The following is a 17,856-nucleotide window of genomic DNA, read 5'->3' on the forward strand; positions in this document are numbered from 1 at the left end:
ACGATGGACAAAAACGAACAAAAGAACGTTTTGGATTTATTTAAAAAAATAAAAAAAGAATTTAAAGTTGAGCCTGTCAAGGAAAAGGATGAAAAGGAAAAAGAACTTTCTAACTTAGATAAACTTGAGTTAGAGTTTGCAAACTTAATCGATAAAGTTGAAAAGCTAGAGGAATCTAGATTAATGGCAATTGCAGACAATCAAAATACGGTTAAAAGATTTCAAAATGAAAGCATACTAGTAAGAAAATATGGTGGTGAAAAAATAGCCACAGAAATTATTCCTGCTATCGATATGTTTAGAAGTGTTTTGAAATCAACTCCTGATAATCCTGAAATTAAAAATTACTTGATGGGATTTGAAATGATTATAAATCAAATGGATCAAGCATTAGCGAATGCAGGTGTATCAATGATTACAGTAAATGTTGGTGACGATTTAAATCCTGAAATTCACTCTGCAATAGAACAGGTTGAAACAGACAAGGTTGAAAGCGGAAAAATAGCAATAGTGGTATCAAATGGATACAAATTACATGATAGAGTTATCAAACATGCTGCTGTTAAAGTAGCAAAATAGAAGGAAGGTATAAAAATATGGCAAAAGAAAAAATTATAGGAATCGATTTAGGAACAACAAACTCTGTTGTTGCAATTATGGAGGGGGGACAACCAATAGTATTGGAAAACCCTGAAGGACAAAGAACTACTGCTTCAGTTGTTGCATTTAAAAATAGTGACATTATAGTTGGTGGAGCAGCTAAAAGACAAGCGGTTACAAACCCAAATACAGCGATATCAATTAAACGTGACATGGGAACTTCTAAAAAAGTTAAATTAGAAGGTAAAGAATATACACCTGAACAAATATCAGCTGAAATATTAAGATACATAAAAAAATATGCAGAAGATAAACTAGGGACAAAGGTTAATAAAGCCGTTATTACAGTACCAGCGTACTTTAATGATGCACAACGTAAAGCTACTAAAGATGCAGGTAAAATTGCAGGTTTAGAAGTTGAAAGAATTATAAATGAACCAACAGCAGCAGCACTTGCTTATGGTATCGACAAAAAAGATAAAGAAATGAAAGTTTTAGTTTATGACTTAGGAGGAGGAACATTTGACGTTTCAATTCTAGAGTTAGCAGATGGAACTTATGATGTACTATCAACATCAGGAGATAATGATCTTGGTGGAGATGATTTTGATAAAAAAATCATGGACTGAATTGGTCAAGGAATTAAAAAAGAATCAGGAATTGATCTTTCTAATGACAAAATGGCATTACAAAGATTTAAAGACGAAGCTGAAAAAGCAAAAATTAACTTATCAAGTCAGTTAGAAACAGAAATTAACTTGCCATTTATAGCAATGAATGAAAATGGACCAGTTAACTTTAGTACAAAACTTTCACGTAGTGAATTTGAAAAAATGACTAAAGATTTAGTTGAAAGAACTAGAAAACCTGTTGAAGATGCTTTAAAAGAAGCAAAACTAAAATCAATTGATATCGATCAAGTTTTATTGGTTGGTGGTTCAACCAGAATACCAGCTGTTCAAACTTTGGTTAAATCATTATTAGGAAAAGAACCAAACAGAACAATTAACCCTGATGAAGTTGTTGCTATGGGAGCTGCAATCCAAGGTGGAGTATTGGCTGGAGACGTAACTGATGTTTTACTATTAGACGTAACCCCTTTAACTTTAGGAATTGAAACTATGGGTGGTGTAATGACTCCTTTAATTCAAAGAAACACAACTATCCCAACAGAAAAATCACAAGTTTTCTCAACAGCAGCTGATAATCAACCAGCAGTAGACATTAACGTTTTACAAGGTGAAAGACCTATGGCTGCAGATAATAAATCTCTTGGACAGTTCCAATTAACTGGAATTAAACCTGCTCCAAAGGGTGTACCTCAAATAGAAGTAACATTTAAAATTGACGTTAACGGAATTGTTTCGGTAACTGCAAAAGATAAAGATACAAATGAAGAAAAAACAATTACAATTTCAAACTCTGGAAGTCTAAGTGAGGCTGAAATTGAAAGAATGGTTAAAGAAGCTGAAGAAAATGCTGAATCAGATAGCAAAAAACGTAAAAATATCGAGTTAAAAAACAAAGCAGAAAGTTATTTAAACATAATCGAAGATTCAACAAAAGATATGCCAGAAGATCAGAAAAAACAATCTGAAGAACTTTCTAAATCAATTAGAGAACTTATTGCAAAAGAAGATTACGATGGCTTAGAGAAAAAAATGAATGAATTAGAGCAAGCTATGAAAATGGCTTCTGAAATGGCAGCCGCTCAAGCTCAACAAACAACTGAAGAAACAAAGTCAGTAGATGAAAATAAAGAAGATAAAAAATAGTTTTAAAAAACAACTTCGCAAAAGTTGTTTTTTAAAGATAGGAAGTGAGGCCCAATATGCCTAAAAAAAGAGATTACTATGAAATTCTAGGGGTTTCTAAAACAGCTACTGAAGATGAAATTAAAAAAGCTTACCGAAAGTTAGCTAAAAAATATCATCCAGATGTAAGTAAAGAAGAAAATGCCGAAGAGTTATTTAAAGAAGCTACAGAAGCAGCAGAAGTGCTTCTTGATGAGCAAAAAAGAAAAACATATGATCAGTTTGGTCACGATGGAGTTCAAGGAATGGGTGCCGGATTTGGCGGTGGTTTCTCAGGATTTAGTGACTTCTTCTCAAATATGGGTGGTGGCAATGACTTCTTTTCAGATATTTTCTCTAATATTTTTGGTAGAGGCTCACGCAGTTCAGGATTTAGCTCACGCAGTTCTAAAAAAGCACGTGGTCAAGATGTAGTTGTTGATTTGACTTTAACATTAAACGAGTTGTTATTTGGTGTAGACAAAGAAGTAGAATTACAACTTGTATGTAAATGTGATGAATGTAATGGTGTTGGGGCCCAATCATCAAGCGATATTATCACTTGTGAGGTATGTAATGGTCACGGAGTGGTCACAATCCTGCAAGACATGGGTATAGCTAAATTTCAAACACAACAAACTTGTCCTAAGTGTAAAGGAAAAGGGAAATCAATTAAAAACCCATGTAAGAGTTGTAAGGGAGAGGGAGCTCGCTTAAAACGCGAAAAAATCAAGTTACCTATACCTAAAGGTTTAACTCCGGGTCAACAAATTGTTTTAAGAAATGTTGGAAATTATAGTGTTGAGGGTGGAGAAAAAGGTCATCTTTACGCTAATATAGATTTATCTGTAACAGGTGATATAAAAATAGTTAATAATTATGATATTAAAGCAAAACTAAACGTTTCATATTTGGATGCTTTACTTGGCAATACTATAAAAGTTGATAGTTTAGATGGCCAATTGGATGTGAAAATAGCAAAAGGATCAAAAAACTTTGATACACTAATTTTGAAAAATCACGGGTTATTCAAAGGTGTTAAATCATCAAGTCGTGGTAATTTGATTTTAGAAATCAACATTGTTATACCAAAAGAAGTTTCTAAAGAAGAAAAAGAACTTTTAGAAGATATCCAAAAAATATCTCAGTTCAAGTCTTCCAATAATATCAAAAATTAAAAATATATCCATAACGGATATATTTTTTTAACTCTCTTAACAAACATTTATTTGGCAATATTAATTTATTTTATTTATAGAGTGGTTTTTTAAATCACTCAATATTTTTAAGTAAAATTACTAAAGTTTATCCTATTTACTAATGGACTAAAATATAAATATGTATTGTATAATAATAAAAGGAGACAAAAACTATGGCAGATAAAATAAAAGTATTACAAATCAAACGTAATGAAATCAATGACGATAACGCAAATAAAAAAAATTTTAATCCAGTCGAAGATGTTTGATACGATAACTCTGACAGTATTTCTATCTCCTTAGATTTTGATAAAACAATTGCTTTAAAGAAAAAAAAGGCAGAGCCTAAAATATCATTAGTGCAAAATGCAAACTCACATTTTTTGAAGAAAAATAAATCTAATAGCATTTATTTTAATAAAGATGATATTGAAGACAGAACATTTGAGTCACTTAATATTTTAGATCGAAGTATCAATAGTAGACCATCTAACCTACCTAATGAAATATTAAAATTAAGAGAACTAAGTTACCAAAAAGAGCAGTTGCAAAAAGAAGAGTTACTTGAAAAATTAAATGTTAACTTAAATCAAGAAAGTATTGATAAAAATTATAATCTTACTTCTAGAGAATATGATAAATATGAAAACAGAGAGTTAAATAAAAACCAGAGTCTGGAAAATCATCTTAATAATGAAGAATTATATTTACCTCGCTCAAAAAGTAATGACAGTACATTTGCCAACAAACATATACATAGAAATAAAAAGGAAACAAAAGGTTTCTCAAGAATAGAAGATAAAGAAACACTTGAAAGAGAAGCAATGGGTGTTTTTGAAGAGGCACGTAAACTCAAAGAAGCTGAAGTTCAAATGATTGAAGCAATAAGGCATCAACAAGAAATAATAAATAAACAAAAAGAGTTACTTAATAAAAATCAGGAGTTGCTACAAAGACAAGAAAAAAAAGAACAAATACAGAGACAAAAAGAAGCATTATTAAGAAAAAAAGAAGAACTTTTAGAACAACAACGTTTGAGGGACTTCGAAGAAAAACGTCGTAAACAAGCTATGTTAGAACAAAAGCATAACCAAGATATAGAATTAAAAAAACAAAGACTTTTGGAAAAACAATTAAGAAAAGAAAGCTTCAAAAAAGCTTTAAGAGATAAAGCAACAACAACTGAAATCGATCAATTTTTTGATATAGTAAATGATAAAAAGAAATCAATGACAATGGATTTAGTCAATAGTTTTTTAGCGCTCAAAAAAGGTCTACCTAAACCAGTAGTTAATAATCTAGATTACGATAATTCATTTAGCACAGATGATTTCAATAAAGCTGTTGAATCTCAAGACACTAACCCTAATAAAGAAAAACAAAAACAAGAATTTTTTGACCAAACTGGGGAAACTACTCAATTAGTTAATAAGCTAGTTGTTGATGCTCAAAATATAAATAAAGCAACTCTCGACAAACCAAGTTTTGATGACTTTGAAGAATGGTTTGAAAGTGTTAAAAACAATAATAAATTATCAAGAAAAGAAAGAAAAAAATTAGCTAAAGGAATTAAAGGTAAATAAAATGAAGAAAAAAAAGGTCATAGTTGGTCTTAGTGGCGGAGTTGACTCGAGTGTCACAGCCGCTCTTTTGTTGGAACAAGGATATGATGTTGAAGGTTTGTTTATGCGTAACTGAGATAGTACCTTAAATAACGACGTTCTAGGGAATAAATTTGAGGGTGATATATGTCCCCAAGAACAAGATTATAATGATGCTAAGGCAGTTGCTGATAAATTGAAAATCAAAATTCACAGAGTTGATTTTATTAAAGAATATTGAGATTATGTTTTTGAGTATTTCATCGATGAATATAAAAAAGGACGAACTCCAAATCCTGATATACTGTGTAATAAATATATTAAATTTGATAAGTTTCTCAATTATGCTCAAGTAGAATTAGAAGCAGATTATATTGCAATGGGTCATTATGCAGGTGTTAGAAAAAATAGTTACGGTCAATTTGAATTACTCCGCGGAAAAGACAATAATAAAGACCAGTCATATTTTTTGTGTCAACTAACACAAAAGCAGTTAGAATCAACATTATTTCCTTTGTATAATTACAAAAAATCAGAAATTAGAGAGTTGGCATCGAAATATAATTTACCCACTGCTGAAAAAAGGGACTCAACAGGTATTTGTTTCATTGGAGAGCGAAATTTTACAAGTTTTTTACAAAACTATATTCCAAACCAACCTGGAGACATCGTTGATATAAAAGATAAAAGAGTTTTAGGTAAGCATATTGGTGTAATGTACTATACGATTGGTCAAAGAAAAGGATTAAACTTAGGTGGTCAAAAAGAACCGTATTACGTTGCAGGTAAGGATATAGATAATAAAATACTTTACGTTTCAAAATTGTCTGATGATGGATATTTAAAGTCGAAACAGTGTATTATAACTGATATGAATTTTATTGTTGATTACAAAAATTATTTTGAAGAAAAAACTTTCAACTGCACTGCTAAATTTAGGTATCGTCAACCAGATATATCAGTTACTGTTACTATTTTGGATGACAAAAAAATTAAACTGGATTATGAAGATGACGTTCGCGCTGTAACTGAAGGGCAAGAAGCAGTCTTATATTATGGCGATATTTGTATTGGTGGCGGTGTTATTGATAAAGTTATAAGTTAAACAATAAAAATGATTTAAAGTAAGATAAAATTACTTTGTAGAATAAAGGGGTAAACACATGAATTTTTCACCAAATTTATTTTCTTCAAGCATGATGACTTCAATCATTATTGGGGTAGTAGCTGTTATTATAATAGTTTTTGTTATTGTTTCATCGATAACAAGTAAAAAAGCGCAAAAAAAAGAGCAAGCAAATAGAAAAAGAGTAGTAAAAGATGAAATAAAATTCTATTTAGCAAAAACACAAAGTTTGAAAAATATCAAATTAGAATATGAAAAAGTATACGCAAGAAAAGGACCAGAGTATAAATATCGTGATGTATTTGATGTTGTTGTTCAAATGTATGAGCCAAAAACAAATAAATTAATGTATACAAGAGCATATGAAGTTGAGGGAATTACTACTAAAGCTAGTAAAAAATCATACACAACTTCATGACAAGTTAATACAGAATTGGATCTAGAAGATACAAAAAGACGTATTGCAATTGCTGAGAAAAAAATAAAACTTTCTAAAGAAGAAAGAAAATTAATGAAAATTGAAGACTCTAAAAAAGCAAAAGAACAAAAACTAAAAGAAAAAGAAGAAATGCAAGCTTTACGCGAAGAAAAAGCTAAACAACGTAAAGATAATACAAACAAAATTGATGATGTTGTGAAAGCAACTACAGTTAAGTTTGTGCCTAAAAGAAACAAATAACATATTTTCGTAATGAAAGTATGTTATTTTTCATTATCATTAACTATAGGAGGAAATTTTAATGCAATTAAAGGGCCTAGTAACAAAAGAAGATTTTAAAAGGTATCTCACAACTTGTAATAAAGTTGCTTGAATCTATCATAGTTTGGAAAACTTTAATAGCTTTTTAAAACTTAAAAAAAATAAAGTTTATGAATGCTATTTGAATGATGAAATAAACAATGAAGATGATTTTGAGAATTCTAGTGGATTTGATCCATTAAGTCTATATGAACACTTATTAAAAGGTGATAATCTGTCTGAAGAAGAAATAGAACAAAGAGATTTGATTTTGAAAGAGATGGAAAGCATTAACGGACTCGAGTTATTGCCGATGGATGCTGAAACTATCATTGATGGTAATCAAATTGGTCAAGCTGCAAGAGAGTATTTCATTGAAAAACTATATAAAGAAAATATTGCAGAAAATACTTCTTATTCATACTTTGATTTTCAATCATTAGGATACAAAGATACAATCCAAAAAACAAGAGATTTATTAAATGACTCAAATTGTAAAATGCTTTTCGAACCTTCATTCGAGGCATGTGATGGTAATCTACGAGTAAGATGTGACATTTTGATAAACAAGGGAAACAATCGAGTTGAAATTATAGAGGTTAAAGCATCCTCAAAATGAAAAACAGAACATATTTTCGATTTATTTTATCAATATTATGTATTAACTCAAGCTGGTTATTTTGTTGACAAAGTAAGTTTATGTTTAATAAACAAAGACTATTATAGAGGTGTAGGATTAGTTGATAAAGACGAGATTGATAAAAGTGTTGAAGAAGAAATTATTAGTTATGATGATAATATAAAGCCGATACTCGATAATATAGTTATGGATGAAAAATATGAGGAAGTAAGTGACATAGATTATGATTTACTTTTTAACATTGTGGACAGATTCTATGATAAGAAATATAAATCATCTTTTATAGAATTTTTTCTAAATTTTATCGATGAGACGGACGTTGAAGATTTGTTTTCTGAAATTTCAAACTCTTTTGAAAATGAGAAGATATTAGCAAATATCAAGTGTGGTAAATACAGTATAGACTACAAAAACGCTAACTTCAAAGAAAAAGAGGTCTATTGTCACCATGTTATTCGTTGAATTGACAAAAATAAAGCAACTTTATTTGATATATCGCGCTTTAAACAAAAAGCTGCTGAAATCTTTTTCACCAAAAATATAGTGTATATGGAAGATATTGAAGATCCATGAGACAAAAAATGGGTTGATTCAAAAGGAAAAAAATATTTTAATAACGTCATTTGCAGAATCATTAAAATGACAAATAAGTATGCTAAGACCAAAACAATAAATTCATTTGATATTATAGACCTAACAAGGTATGAAACACTTTTAGATTTATTAAGTCATTATTATGAATATCCGATTTATATGTATGACTTTGAAACCTCAAAATGAGCAATGCCGAATTTTAATGAATCAAAAACTTACCAACAAATTCCTTTTCAATATTCTATACATGTAATTTTGGATGATAAATTTGATTTTAAAAAACCTAATAAAACAATGAAACACTTTAATCATATTGAAGATTTTCAGAGAGACCCACGACCTAATTTTGTAAAAAAATTCATTAAAGACTCTTTTTCTTATGGTCCCGGTAAGTATGTAGCGTATAATAAACACTTTGAAAGAATGGTTTTAAAATCATTGATTTTCCAATATCCTAAATATTCTAAACCCTTAAAATATATTAGACAAAACACTATTGATTTATGAGACTTTTTTAATTTAAGTCAAGACAATTGACTAATTTATCATCCAGATTTCAAGGGAAGTTCTTCTATAAAAAGAACCCAACCAGTGCTAGATGATAAATTAAGTTATAAAGATTTGAGAATAAATAAAGGAGACAAAGCTAGCCAGGTATTTAGACAATTTATCGATGGCTCTTTTAGTCAAGAAAAATGAGACAAACTTTTTAAACCAGATATGCTTGCTTATTGTGATAGAGACACATTAGCTATGGTAGTTGTTTTACAAAAAATTATAGAATATGTTAAAGACTACGATAAGGATTACCTATTAGAAATTGAAAAAATATTAGAGAAGAGGAGATTAAGTGAATAAATATCGAGTAATATTTTGTGGAACTCCAGAAATAGCTGTCAGTATTTTGAAAGGGCTAGAGTCATTAAATATAGAAATTGTTGGGGTAATTACACAACCAGATAAACTTATTGGAAGAAAAAAAGAGTTATCTTTTTCTCCAGTTAAATCATATTCAATTGAAAAGGGTTATAAACTTCTACAGCCAGCAAAAGTAATAGATGTTTATGATGAAATAGTTGCCTTGAATGCGGATTATTTAATAACTTGCGCTTTTGGGCAATTTATTCCTTCAAATGTTTTAGAATTATTTAAAAACTCCATTAACGTACATGCCTCATTATTGCCAAAATATAGAGGCGGAAGTCCAATTCAATATGCTATTATGAAAGGCGAAAAGAAAACCGGTATTTCCTTAATGAAAATGATAAAAAAAATGGATGCTGGTGAAGTCTATGTTCAAGAAGAAATTGAGATTGACTCAAATGATGATTCAGGAATACTCTTCAATAAAATGGCTATATTAGGTAAAAAAATTATCGAAGAACACTTATTTAACATTCTAGAAGGCAAAATCAAAGGAATGGAACAAGATGAGAAAAAAGTTACATTTGCCTATAACTTAACAAATGAACAAGAGAAAATTAATTGAGATGATACATCCGAAAATATCTGCAATTTTATAAGAGCTTTAAGCCCTAAACCGATAGCATTTACATTCCTAGGTAATGAAAGGTTAAGAATTAAATCCGCGCGATTGTTAGATGAAAATGATATATTTCCGATGCCATTAAAAATTTTTCAACCAGGAGAAATAGCTTCAGTAAATAATAAGGGTATTGTAGTAGCTTCGAATAATGGATTTATCATAATTCTTGAACTACAAATAGCAGGTAAAAAAATGGTTGCGGCAAGTAGCTACAACCAACCTAATTCACCATTTAAAATGGGTTTAATTTTAGGTTAATATTTTAAAGTTTAATCTTTTTAGATATAATTAATGTAGATTTTAATATATGAGGAGATACTATGCAAGTAAATGATTTAAGACCAGGAAGCACGTTTTTATATGAAGGTAATATTTTTGTTGTTTTAGAAAATTCATTTTCTAAAACAGGAAGACAACAAGGTAAAGTAACTGTTAAGGTTAAAAACCTAAGATCAGGGGCTAGAGTTGAATTAACATTCACCGGTGGTGATAAAGTCGATAAAGCTATGATTGAAAAGAAAGATATGCAATTCCTTTACAATGATGGAACTAATTGTGTATTGATGGACACAGAAACTTATGACCAAGTTGAAATACCTTCGAAAAAATTAACTTGAGAGTTAAAATTCTTAACAGACGGAACAATGGTTAAATTAACAGAATATGAAGGAGAAGTGCTAGGTATTTCTATTCCTGAAAAACTAGAACTTACTATTGTTGAAGCTGAACCAGCCGTAAAGGGTGATACAACTAGTGGTGCCCAAAAAAAGGCAAAACTTGAAACAGGTTTAGAAATACAAGTTCCGCTATTTATTAAAAATGGAGAAAAAATAATTGTAAATACTAATGACGGTAAATATTCAGGAAGAGCTAATTAGCAACTAAGGGGTAAAATTGATGTATATTGTAATGGAAAGAAATACAAGAGGAAATCTTGAAATAGATGAAAAAATACTTAAAAAAATTATTGAGTATGTTGTAACGAATAATGTAAACACTCCAGTTAAAGTAGAAGCTCGTGTTAACTTGCATTACGATAATATATTGTTCATTTTAGTAAAAATTTACACAGATTCAATTGACAAATTATCAACAAGTGAGAAAAAGTTAAGTTCCCTAATATTTGATTCAATGGATAAAACTTTATTAATAAGACCTAAAAACGTGGCTTTTGCCTATATAAAACGTTAATTTTCTATTTAAAACAAGCTTGGCTTGTTTTTTTTCTTCTCTAAAAAAATTTTTATTTTATAAAAGAAAAATACAAATCTCCAAAAGAGTTGATTTTATTCTTTAAATTCACTATAACAAAGGTAATGAAGTAGATTACTGAAAAGGTTAACTAATAAAGACTACTTTGTTTGGTAATTAAACATGTAGTTATCAATAAGATTAGTTACTGACATTTGTTAGATTCAAGGTAATCATTCATTTGTAAGGTTATGAATTGAATATCAATATTTAAAGGAGTTTATTTATGAAAAAGCTATTATTATTTATAAGCATGATGACATTCTCTTCTTCTGCAGCTGTCACACCTTGTATTTATGTTGCTAATACAACAGACAATAATTTCAAAAATGAAAATATCACACCTGATTCAGAAAAAGAAGATGAGAAATCAAAGGAATTAGAAGAAAGCAACCAAGGTTATCAAAAAATACAAGACCTTAAATTGTATACTGATATTGGTTTGATAAGTGATTTTAGTGAAGAAGAGATCTTAACTAGCTTTAAGAAAGCAAATCAGGGAGTAAAAGAGAAAGTATATTTGAATTCAATGACTTTAAATAGCGGAAAAATAACTATAAAAAACTATTCTGGCTTTATTAATATAAAGTTTAGATGTTCTTCTCTTAAAAAAATAATCAAGGTTTCATCTATTGGAAGTGTAGAAAACATCAAGTCAGAAACCATATTTAATAAACTAATTAAAATGAATAAAAACTTAAGAAATGTAAATATAAATCAAGATTTAAGTCTAGAACTATCTAATATATATGAAGGTGTGTTATCTGCAAAAGGTTACAGTGACAAAGTAAATATAGATTTTAAACCAACTTCATTGGATGGTGTTATTTTAGAAAGAACATTGGAATCAAGTATTGGTAGCTTGGATGATAATGTGATCATTAGTAAAGTAATTGAAAAAAATGAAATTCTTAAAAATTATAAAAACCAAGTAATGTTAAACCAAGACTCAAAAACTTTAAATAACGTTTCTTTGTACTTAAAAGACATAACTTTCGAAAAGGGTTCTAAATCAGTAATTAATTATTCAATTGATGATATAGCAGCTATTATCCCGGTAACTAATATAGGAGAAGTGGATAAAGTTGATGAATCAACAATTTTAAGTAAACTAAAAGAAAAAAATCCTTTATTAGATAAATATTTACAAGAAAAAAACAAGAGTTTAGTTCTTGAAAAAGAAATCGAGTTAGATAACTCAACATTTCATATTTCTGATTTTGCTTTAAAGGGTAAAATCAACGTAGTTTATAAATGTAATAAACTAAGCGGAATATTAAAAACAACTGATATTGGTGGAATTGATGACTATGATGATTCAAACTCTAAAGAAAAAATTCTGGCAAATTTAAAACAAGCTAATCCGTTACTAAATTACATTAAAAGTGATTTCGATATAAATATTTTCAATATTGTTAAAGACAAATTTACTAAGTTAGACTCTAAAATTAACACTAGATTTGACCTAAGAATCAAAAATATGACTGGTAACGAAAAAATGAACTTCAAGATTATTAGAAAAGATATTAAAAACATGATACCAAGAGATAATCTTAATAAGGTATTTTGAAGAAATAGACAAGATATTATAAACAAAATTAAAGATGTGAACGGTAAAAACTTCGATGAAAATAACCTTAATATAGGTAATCCAACTTATTCAGAAATAAAACTATCAGCGTTAGATAATTCCTTAAAATATTTTGGAGAAGTTATTGTTAAATTTGTAACAATCTTTTATAAAGAAGATAACTATAATTTTTCTGATTTTAAAAATACAACTCCTCAAGGTACTAGCTCAAAAACTAAATCAAGAATTTCTTCCTCACCAACTATAGGATCAAGTCATAGAAAAGACGATGACGGAGATCAAACTTTCATTGGTGAATATGAATTTCCTTTAACATTAAACGATGTTAAAAATTTAGCTAAAAAAACTAGCTTGAAATTTAAATACTCAATTCAAACTGAAAAAATAAATTCTTCAAAACAAATAGACACTAATCAATATAAACAAGCTCGTAATGAAGTTTTGAGTGTTCCTTTGAATGACATAAATGGTAATAAAAAAGAATACAAAATGCAAGAATTCAATCCAATAAAAATTCCGTATAGAAAAAGAGCTTGGTACGGTGCTTGTACAAGTAATTATGATTCATTAAATTTGAAAACAACTTTTAAAGTTAATTTTTGAAAAGAAAACGGGTCTGACAAAAATGAAAAAATAAAGTTTCAGGTACTTGTCTCTAATCAACTTGATGACTATACTACATGTGATGATATCGATATTAGTTATAAAATAACTATCGAATCAATAGATATGAGTTAATATGAAAAAATCTAACTTAAGTTGACTAGTAATCAAGTCTGGTTTTAAAAACTCATTTAAAAACCCCTTGCAATTAATTGGGCTTAGTTTTTTAATAGCCATTAGTTTAATTGCTTGTCTTTTTATGAATGTTGCTTACCAACGGATTGAAAAAAATTATCATAATTTATCAACTCAATCTAATTTAAGAGATTTTATTGTTGATTCTCAAAAAAGTCCTAAAATATCATTTAACGAAAATGATATTATCGGTGGGGAGACAATTTTAAATTACTCAAATCAAGATTTATATCAACAGTATTTATTAAATGTAATATCTAACAAAGGTAAAAAGTTTGAAGAAGGTGAAATAAAAGGTAAGAACTTTTTTGATTGATCAAGAACAGAAAGTAGACTATTTACTAATATAAAGAATGGTGAGACAGAACTTAATATCAAGGGTGTTACCAAAACAAGTATAGTTAAAGTTAATGAACAAAAGGAGTTAGAGGAGCATATAAACGTTGATAAACTAGTGGTTTATTCAGGTCAAAATTTCTCTAATGATAAAAGTTTAGCTTTGCATCAAATAATAATTCAAGATACGTTTGCTAAGAAAAACAATATTTTCTTAGGAGATATTATCAGATTAGTACCAGACCAATATGGAAATCAATTATTGGTGAAAAAAGATGTTCATGATTTACCATTCGGAATTGGTAAGGATATAAACGACCCTATAAATGGAATAGAAAAATCAATTTATAAAAGTATAATGTGATTCCAAGTTATCGGAACAGGTTCATCAATTGATTTTGTGTATCCATCTATCAATAATACAAAATCATTACCCAATAATTCTAAGGAGATGATTGCCTACCTATCTCCAGAAGTTTTTGGATTAACTTTGGAAAGTATTTCAGAAGAATATTATCTCTATAGTTATAATTTTTCAAAAGCTAAACTAGTTGCAAACTCAGAAAGTGAACGTGAAATATATTTTTCAGGTTCTTTTATAGATAGAGAAAAAAACACCATTGAACAAATTTCTGCTTTTAATAATCAATGAGTTAAGAGTGGTAATATTTCAACTGACAATTTGAAACTTTTTTATTCGAATAAAGACTCTTCGTATAAGTTTTTTTCAAGAGTAACAATCTTGAATAATGTTTTATATATTTATAAAGTATTATCAACTGTTACAACGGTTATTATTAGTTTAGTTTGTTTGTTTGTTACCGTTTTACTTATCAAAAAGCAACTCGCAGATACAAAAAGTAAGATGGGAACATTTAAAGCTTTGGGTTGCAGCAATATGAACCTAATAAATTTTTTCTTGATTACACCAATCATAGTCGCTTTGGGTGGTTTTATAATTGCTTATTTAATGATGGTTGGACTCCAAGAAGTATTTGTAAATGCCTTTTCGAGTTATTTTAATATAAGTTATGGAAAATTTACTTATTGTGCCGAATATGCCCCAGTAATCTTATTGGGGGCAATAGTGATTTTGGTTTTAATTTCTTTTTATAACGCATTTCTTGTTTTGAATAATAAAGCCATCGTTTTACTTGTTGGTGATTCATCACAAAAACTTTCTTGAATTGATAGGTTTTATAAAGGATTCTATAAAAAATCAAGTAAAAGCGCAAAACTACATGCTGCGCTAATGATTAGTTCTAAGGTTAAAGTGTTAGGTTCAACGTTGATTCTACTTATCTCGTCAATATTGATTTCATTTTCTGTAATGTTACCAACAATAGTTTCTAATAATAAAAAAGAATCATTTAAAGGTTTAAATTATCAAGATATTGTTGAATATACAAACCCAATTGCAAATAACCCATCGACTTTTTTGAAAACATATAACCCGAACAAAAAAGATGACTGAAGTTATTTAAATGGTAAGAATATTGTTGAAGACTTTAGTGAGTCAAATAAGAAAAAACAAAAATATATAACTTCTTATCCTTTGATCGATATCGAAGGCAAACCAACTTATGATTTCAATAAAATATTAAAAGATTTAATAGTTGGTGATGTTAGTCGAAATTATTATTCATATAATATACCAATTGTTGAAAGTAACCCTGATTCTGAACTGGTGTTAAACGAATTATCAAAAAATAATTACGCTAACTGAAAAAACTTATCAATCAAGTATTTAGAACTCTTGGACAATATTTCTATACCAGATTCTAATAATTTCCCTGGACCTTATAAAGCAATAGCGTCAATACTTAATCAATGAAGTGACTATTCTGAATTAGTGAATATTGTTTATGAAAAATCAAATGAAGTAAAAGATACTATTGATCCAAAATATAAAAAACTAGCAGGTATTGCACTTTCTCAAAAATTGATAAACTTTTATAAAAAAAGCATAAATGCATTACCTTTAAAAGTTAACTCTAACTTTATAAAAGATGGCGCATTGAGTGCAGAGTTGCTAGAAAAAATTGATTACAATACTCAAATTCTGACTATTGACGATTTTGATGTTATCAATAAGGAAATTAAAACACCATTCAAATTTGCATCTACTGAAGATGTCGGTTTGTTGATTGATAATACAAACACTAAATGAACAAAACTCTTGAAAAATTTCTTAAACGATTTCTCTTCAAAAACTAGTGAGTTATCATTTCAGGGAAAACCTATTTCAAATACAGATTTTGAGAATTTAAATATTGATGAGTTACAAGAAATCAATACATATTTGGTACTCTGATATTGAATTCATTTTGAAGGTAAGATAGGAACCTCTTTTATTCAATCTATATATCAAAAAGAAACAAGTCAAGTTCAAGACAATATGAAAAAAGCACTTCTAAAAAATGAAGATTACAACATCACCTATAATGTTGTTCCTTTTGATAAGGAAAACGACGAGTTAGGAACTATGTTGCATGGTGTTGTTGAAGTTGGTAATAGTAAAAATAATATTAATATTATTGGTTTAGAACCTTCAACTAAGGCGGTCTCACTAATAGATTCACAAAATAGAGACATTAAAGAAAACTTATTTAAAAATCTTAATGATAATTATAAGGAGTACATACCAATAATTGTTAATCAAACTTTTGCTAAAAAACTCTCAGTTAATGTGAAAGATAATTTAGAAATAACTATAAATCAAAAGTTAATCACAAATAATTCAAATGAACCTATTTCACTTGAAGCGGTAAAAATGGGTATTCAAAATAAGAATGGTGATAATCAATATTTAACAGAGTATAACAAAAATTATTATGCATATAACGAGACAGATACTGGGTGGAGTACTAATGAATCTATAAAAACAGCAACTATTAGTGATAAAAGTATAGCTCCAAAATCACTATCTGAAATTAGTAATCAAACCGAAATACAAGAAGCTGCTTCTAAATCAAATATAAAATCATCGCTATTAAGTAGCCAAAAGAAATTTGTTGTAGTTGGTATACAAGATGGATATGGTGAACCTAAATCATGAATTTCTAATGAAAATGCCAATAAAATCCTTGGATATGATGAAGCTGAAAAGTTCTTTTTCAATAATTTCTTCATAAATGAATGATATAAAAAAGATGCTTTGAAAAACTTTGACAATATCGATATATTTGAAGATCTAACTCCTGAAAAATGAATTAATTGACTAACTTATTTCGATGATAATGTTATTTCTTGAAGAAACGGTATCTATAACACAGACGCTAAAAATCCTTATGATGACTTTTGTAAAACTTTCTTAAATTTACCAGAAGACTATAATGACAAAAACGGTTATAAAGAAGGGGCTTCAATTCTTTGAAAAATCTTTAAAAACCAATACCCCGTTTTCAATTACAAGTATACTTTGAATAACGGTTTCAATGATGAAAGGATAAATACTTCAAGAACACAAGAGCTTGGTGATTATAGTACTCAGGGACTTATTGGAAAAGAAACTACCATCTATAACAATGATGGTACTAAAACATCAAGTTTTAAAGAGGGTTATCAGAAACCCGGTGTTCTAGAAACTATCTCCTTGAATGATCAAAAAGCAAAATTAGACCAACTTGGAAGTTTACTTGAAATGATGACTTACATTCTTAGTTTTATATCATTATTCATTTCGACAATTATAATTCTCTTAACAACTATTTTAATAATTAACGAAAACTCACAATTTATTGCAACTATGAAAGTACTAGGTTATACAAATAGATACGTAGTTGGACAAGTTTTGTGATTATACTTAGCACCTTTAACATTCACAATATTTACTGGATTTGCGATTGCTTGGTTCTCAATTTACTCGGTAATAAATGCAATTTCAAGTAATTCCTTTATTGTAATACCATTTAACTTTTATTATCTATGACCAATTTTAGTAATTGTGATAGTAATGTCTATTTATTTGTTTACCGTTCTGTTTGGGTATAGACAAATTTCAAGGGTTAATCCGACATTAGTGTTGCAGATAAATAATTAG

12 protein-coding genes are annotated in these 17,856 nt (G+C 28.5%); all 12 read left to right on the top strand.

Annotated elements, in window-relative coordinates:
- Positions 1 to 3: 3 nt before the first annotated feature.
- A complete protein-coding gene (locus AAHM92_RS01775; protein WP_023789130.1) occupies positions 4 to 579 on the top strand; it encodes a nucleotide exchange factor GrpE in 576 nt (191 codons plus the stop codon).
- A 17-nt stretch (positions 580 to 596) separates the two neighbouring features.
- Positions 597 to 2,375, top strand: coding sequence for a molecular chaperone DnaK (dnaK, locus tag AAHM92_RS01780; RefSeq protein ID WP_023789131.1), 1,779 nt, complete (start codon positions 597 to 599; stop codon positions 2,373 to 2,375).
- 56 nt (positions 2,376 to 2,431) lie between these two features.
- The gene (locus AAHM92_RS01785; RefSeq protein WP_500222842.1) at positions 2,432 to 3,571 is read left to right on the top strand and encodes a DnaJ C-terminal domain-containing protein; all 1,140 of its coding nucleotides are present in this window, start codon (positions 2,432 to 2,434) and stop codon (positions 3,569 to 3,571) included.
- Between the two features lie 194 nt (positions 3,572 to 3,765).
- On the top strand, positions 3,766 to 5,175 hold the full coding sequence (locus AAHM92_RS01790) for a hypothetical protein (protein WP_500222844.1): 1,410 nt from the start codon (positions 3,766 to 3,768) through the stop codon (positions 5,173 to 5,175).
- A 1-nt stretch (position 5,176) separates the two neighbouring features.
- On the top strand, positions 5,177 to 6,298 hold the full coding sequence (gene mnmA, locus AAHM92_RS01795) for a tRNA 2-thiouridine(34) synthase MnmA (RefSeq protein WP_500222846.1): 1,122 nt from the start codon (positions 5,177 to 5,179) through the stop codon (positions 6,296 to 6,298).
- A 58-nt stretch (positions 6,299 to 6,356) separates the two neighbouring features.
- A complete protein-coding gene (locus AAHM92_RS01800; protein ID WP_500222848.1) occupies positions 6,357 to 6,998 on the top strand; it encodes a hypothetical protein in 642 nt (213 codons plus the stop codon).
- A gap of 61 nt (positions 6,999 to 7,059) precedes the next feature.
- Positions 7,060 to 9,150: a DUF2779 domain-containing protein gene (locus tag AAHM92_RS01805; protein WP_500222850.1), complete on the top strand. Its 2,091-nt coding sequence runs from the start codon at positions 7,060 to 7,062 to the stop codon at positions 9,148 to 9,150.
- Positions 9,143 to 10,096 (top strand): methionyl-tRNA formyltransferase, encoded by a 954-nt coding sequence (fmt, locus tag AAHM92_RS01810; RefSeq protein ID WP_500222852.1) that lies wholly within the window; start codon positions 9,143 to 9,145, stop codon positions 10,094 to 10,096. The genes AAHM92_RS01805 and fmt overlap by 8 nt, the downstream gene beginning before the upstream one ends.
- Before the next feature lie 62 nt (positions 10,097 to 10,158).
- A complete protein-coding gene (efp, locus tag AAHM92_RS01815) occupies positions 10,159 to 10,716 on the top strand; it encodes an elongation factor P (protein ID WP_500222854.1) in 558 nt (185 codons plus the stop codon).
- A 19-nt stretch (positions 10,717 to 10,735) separates the two neighbouring features.
- The gene (locus AAHM92_RS01820) at positions 10,736 to 11,029 is read left to right on the top strand and encodes an MMB_0454 family protein (RefSeq protein WP_500222856.1); all 294 of its coding nucleotides are present in this window, start codon (positions 10,736 to 10,738) and stop codon (positions 11,027 to 11,029) included.
- Between the two features lie 286 nt (positions 11,030 to 11,315).
- Positions 11,316 to 13,418 (top strand): hypothetical protein, encoded by a 2,103-nt coding sequence (locus tag AAHM92_RS01825; RefSeq protein WP_500222858.1) that lies wholly within the window; start codon positions 11,316 to 11,318, stop codon positions 13,416 to 13,418.
- A 1-nt stretch (position 13,419) separates the two neighbouring features.
- A complete protein-coding gene (locus tag AAHM92_RS01830) occupies positions 13,420 to 17,856 on the top strand; it encodes an ABC transporter permease (protein ID WP_500222860.1) in 4,437 nt (1,478 codons plus the stop codon).

Source organism: Spiroplasma endosymbiont of Melanargia galathea (assembly GCF_964031075.1).
Lineage (GTDB): Bacteria > Bacillota_I > Bacilli_A > Mycoplasmatales > Mycoplasmataceae > Spiroplasma_A > Spiroplasma_A apis.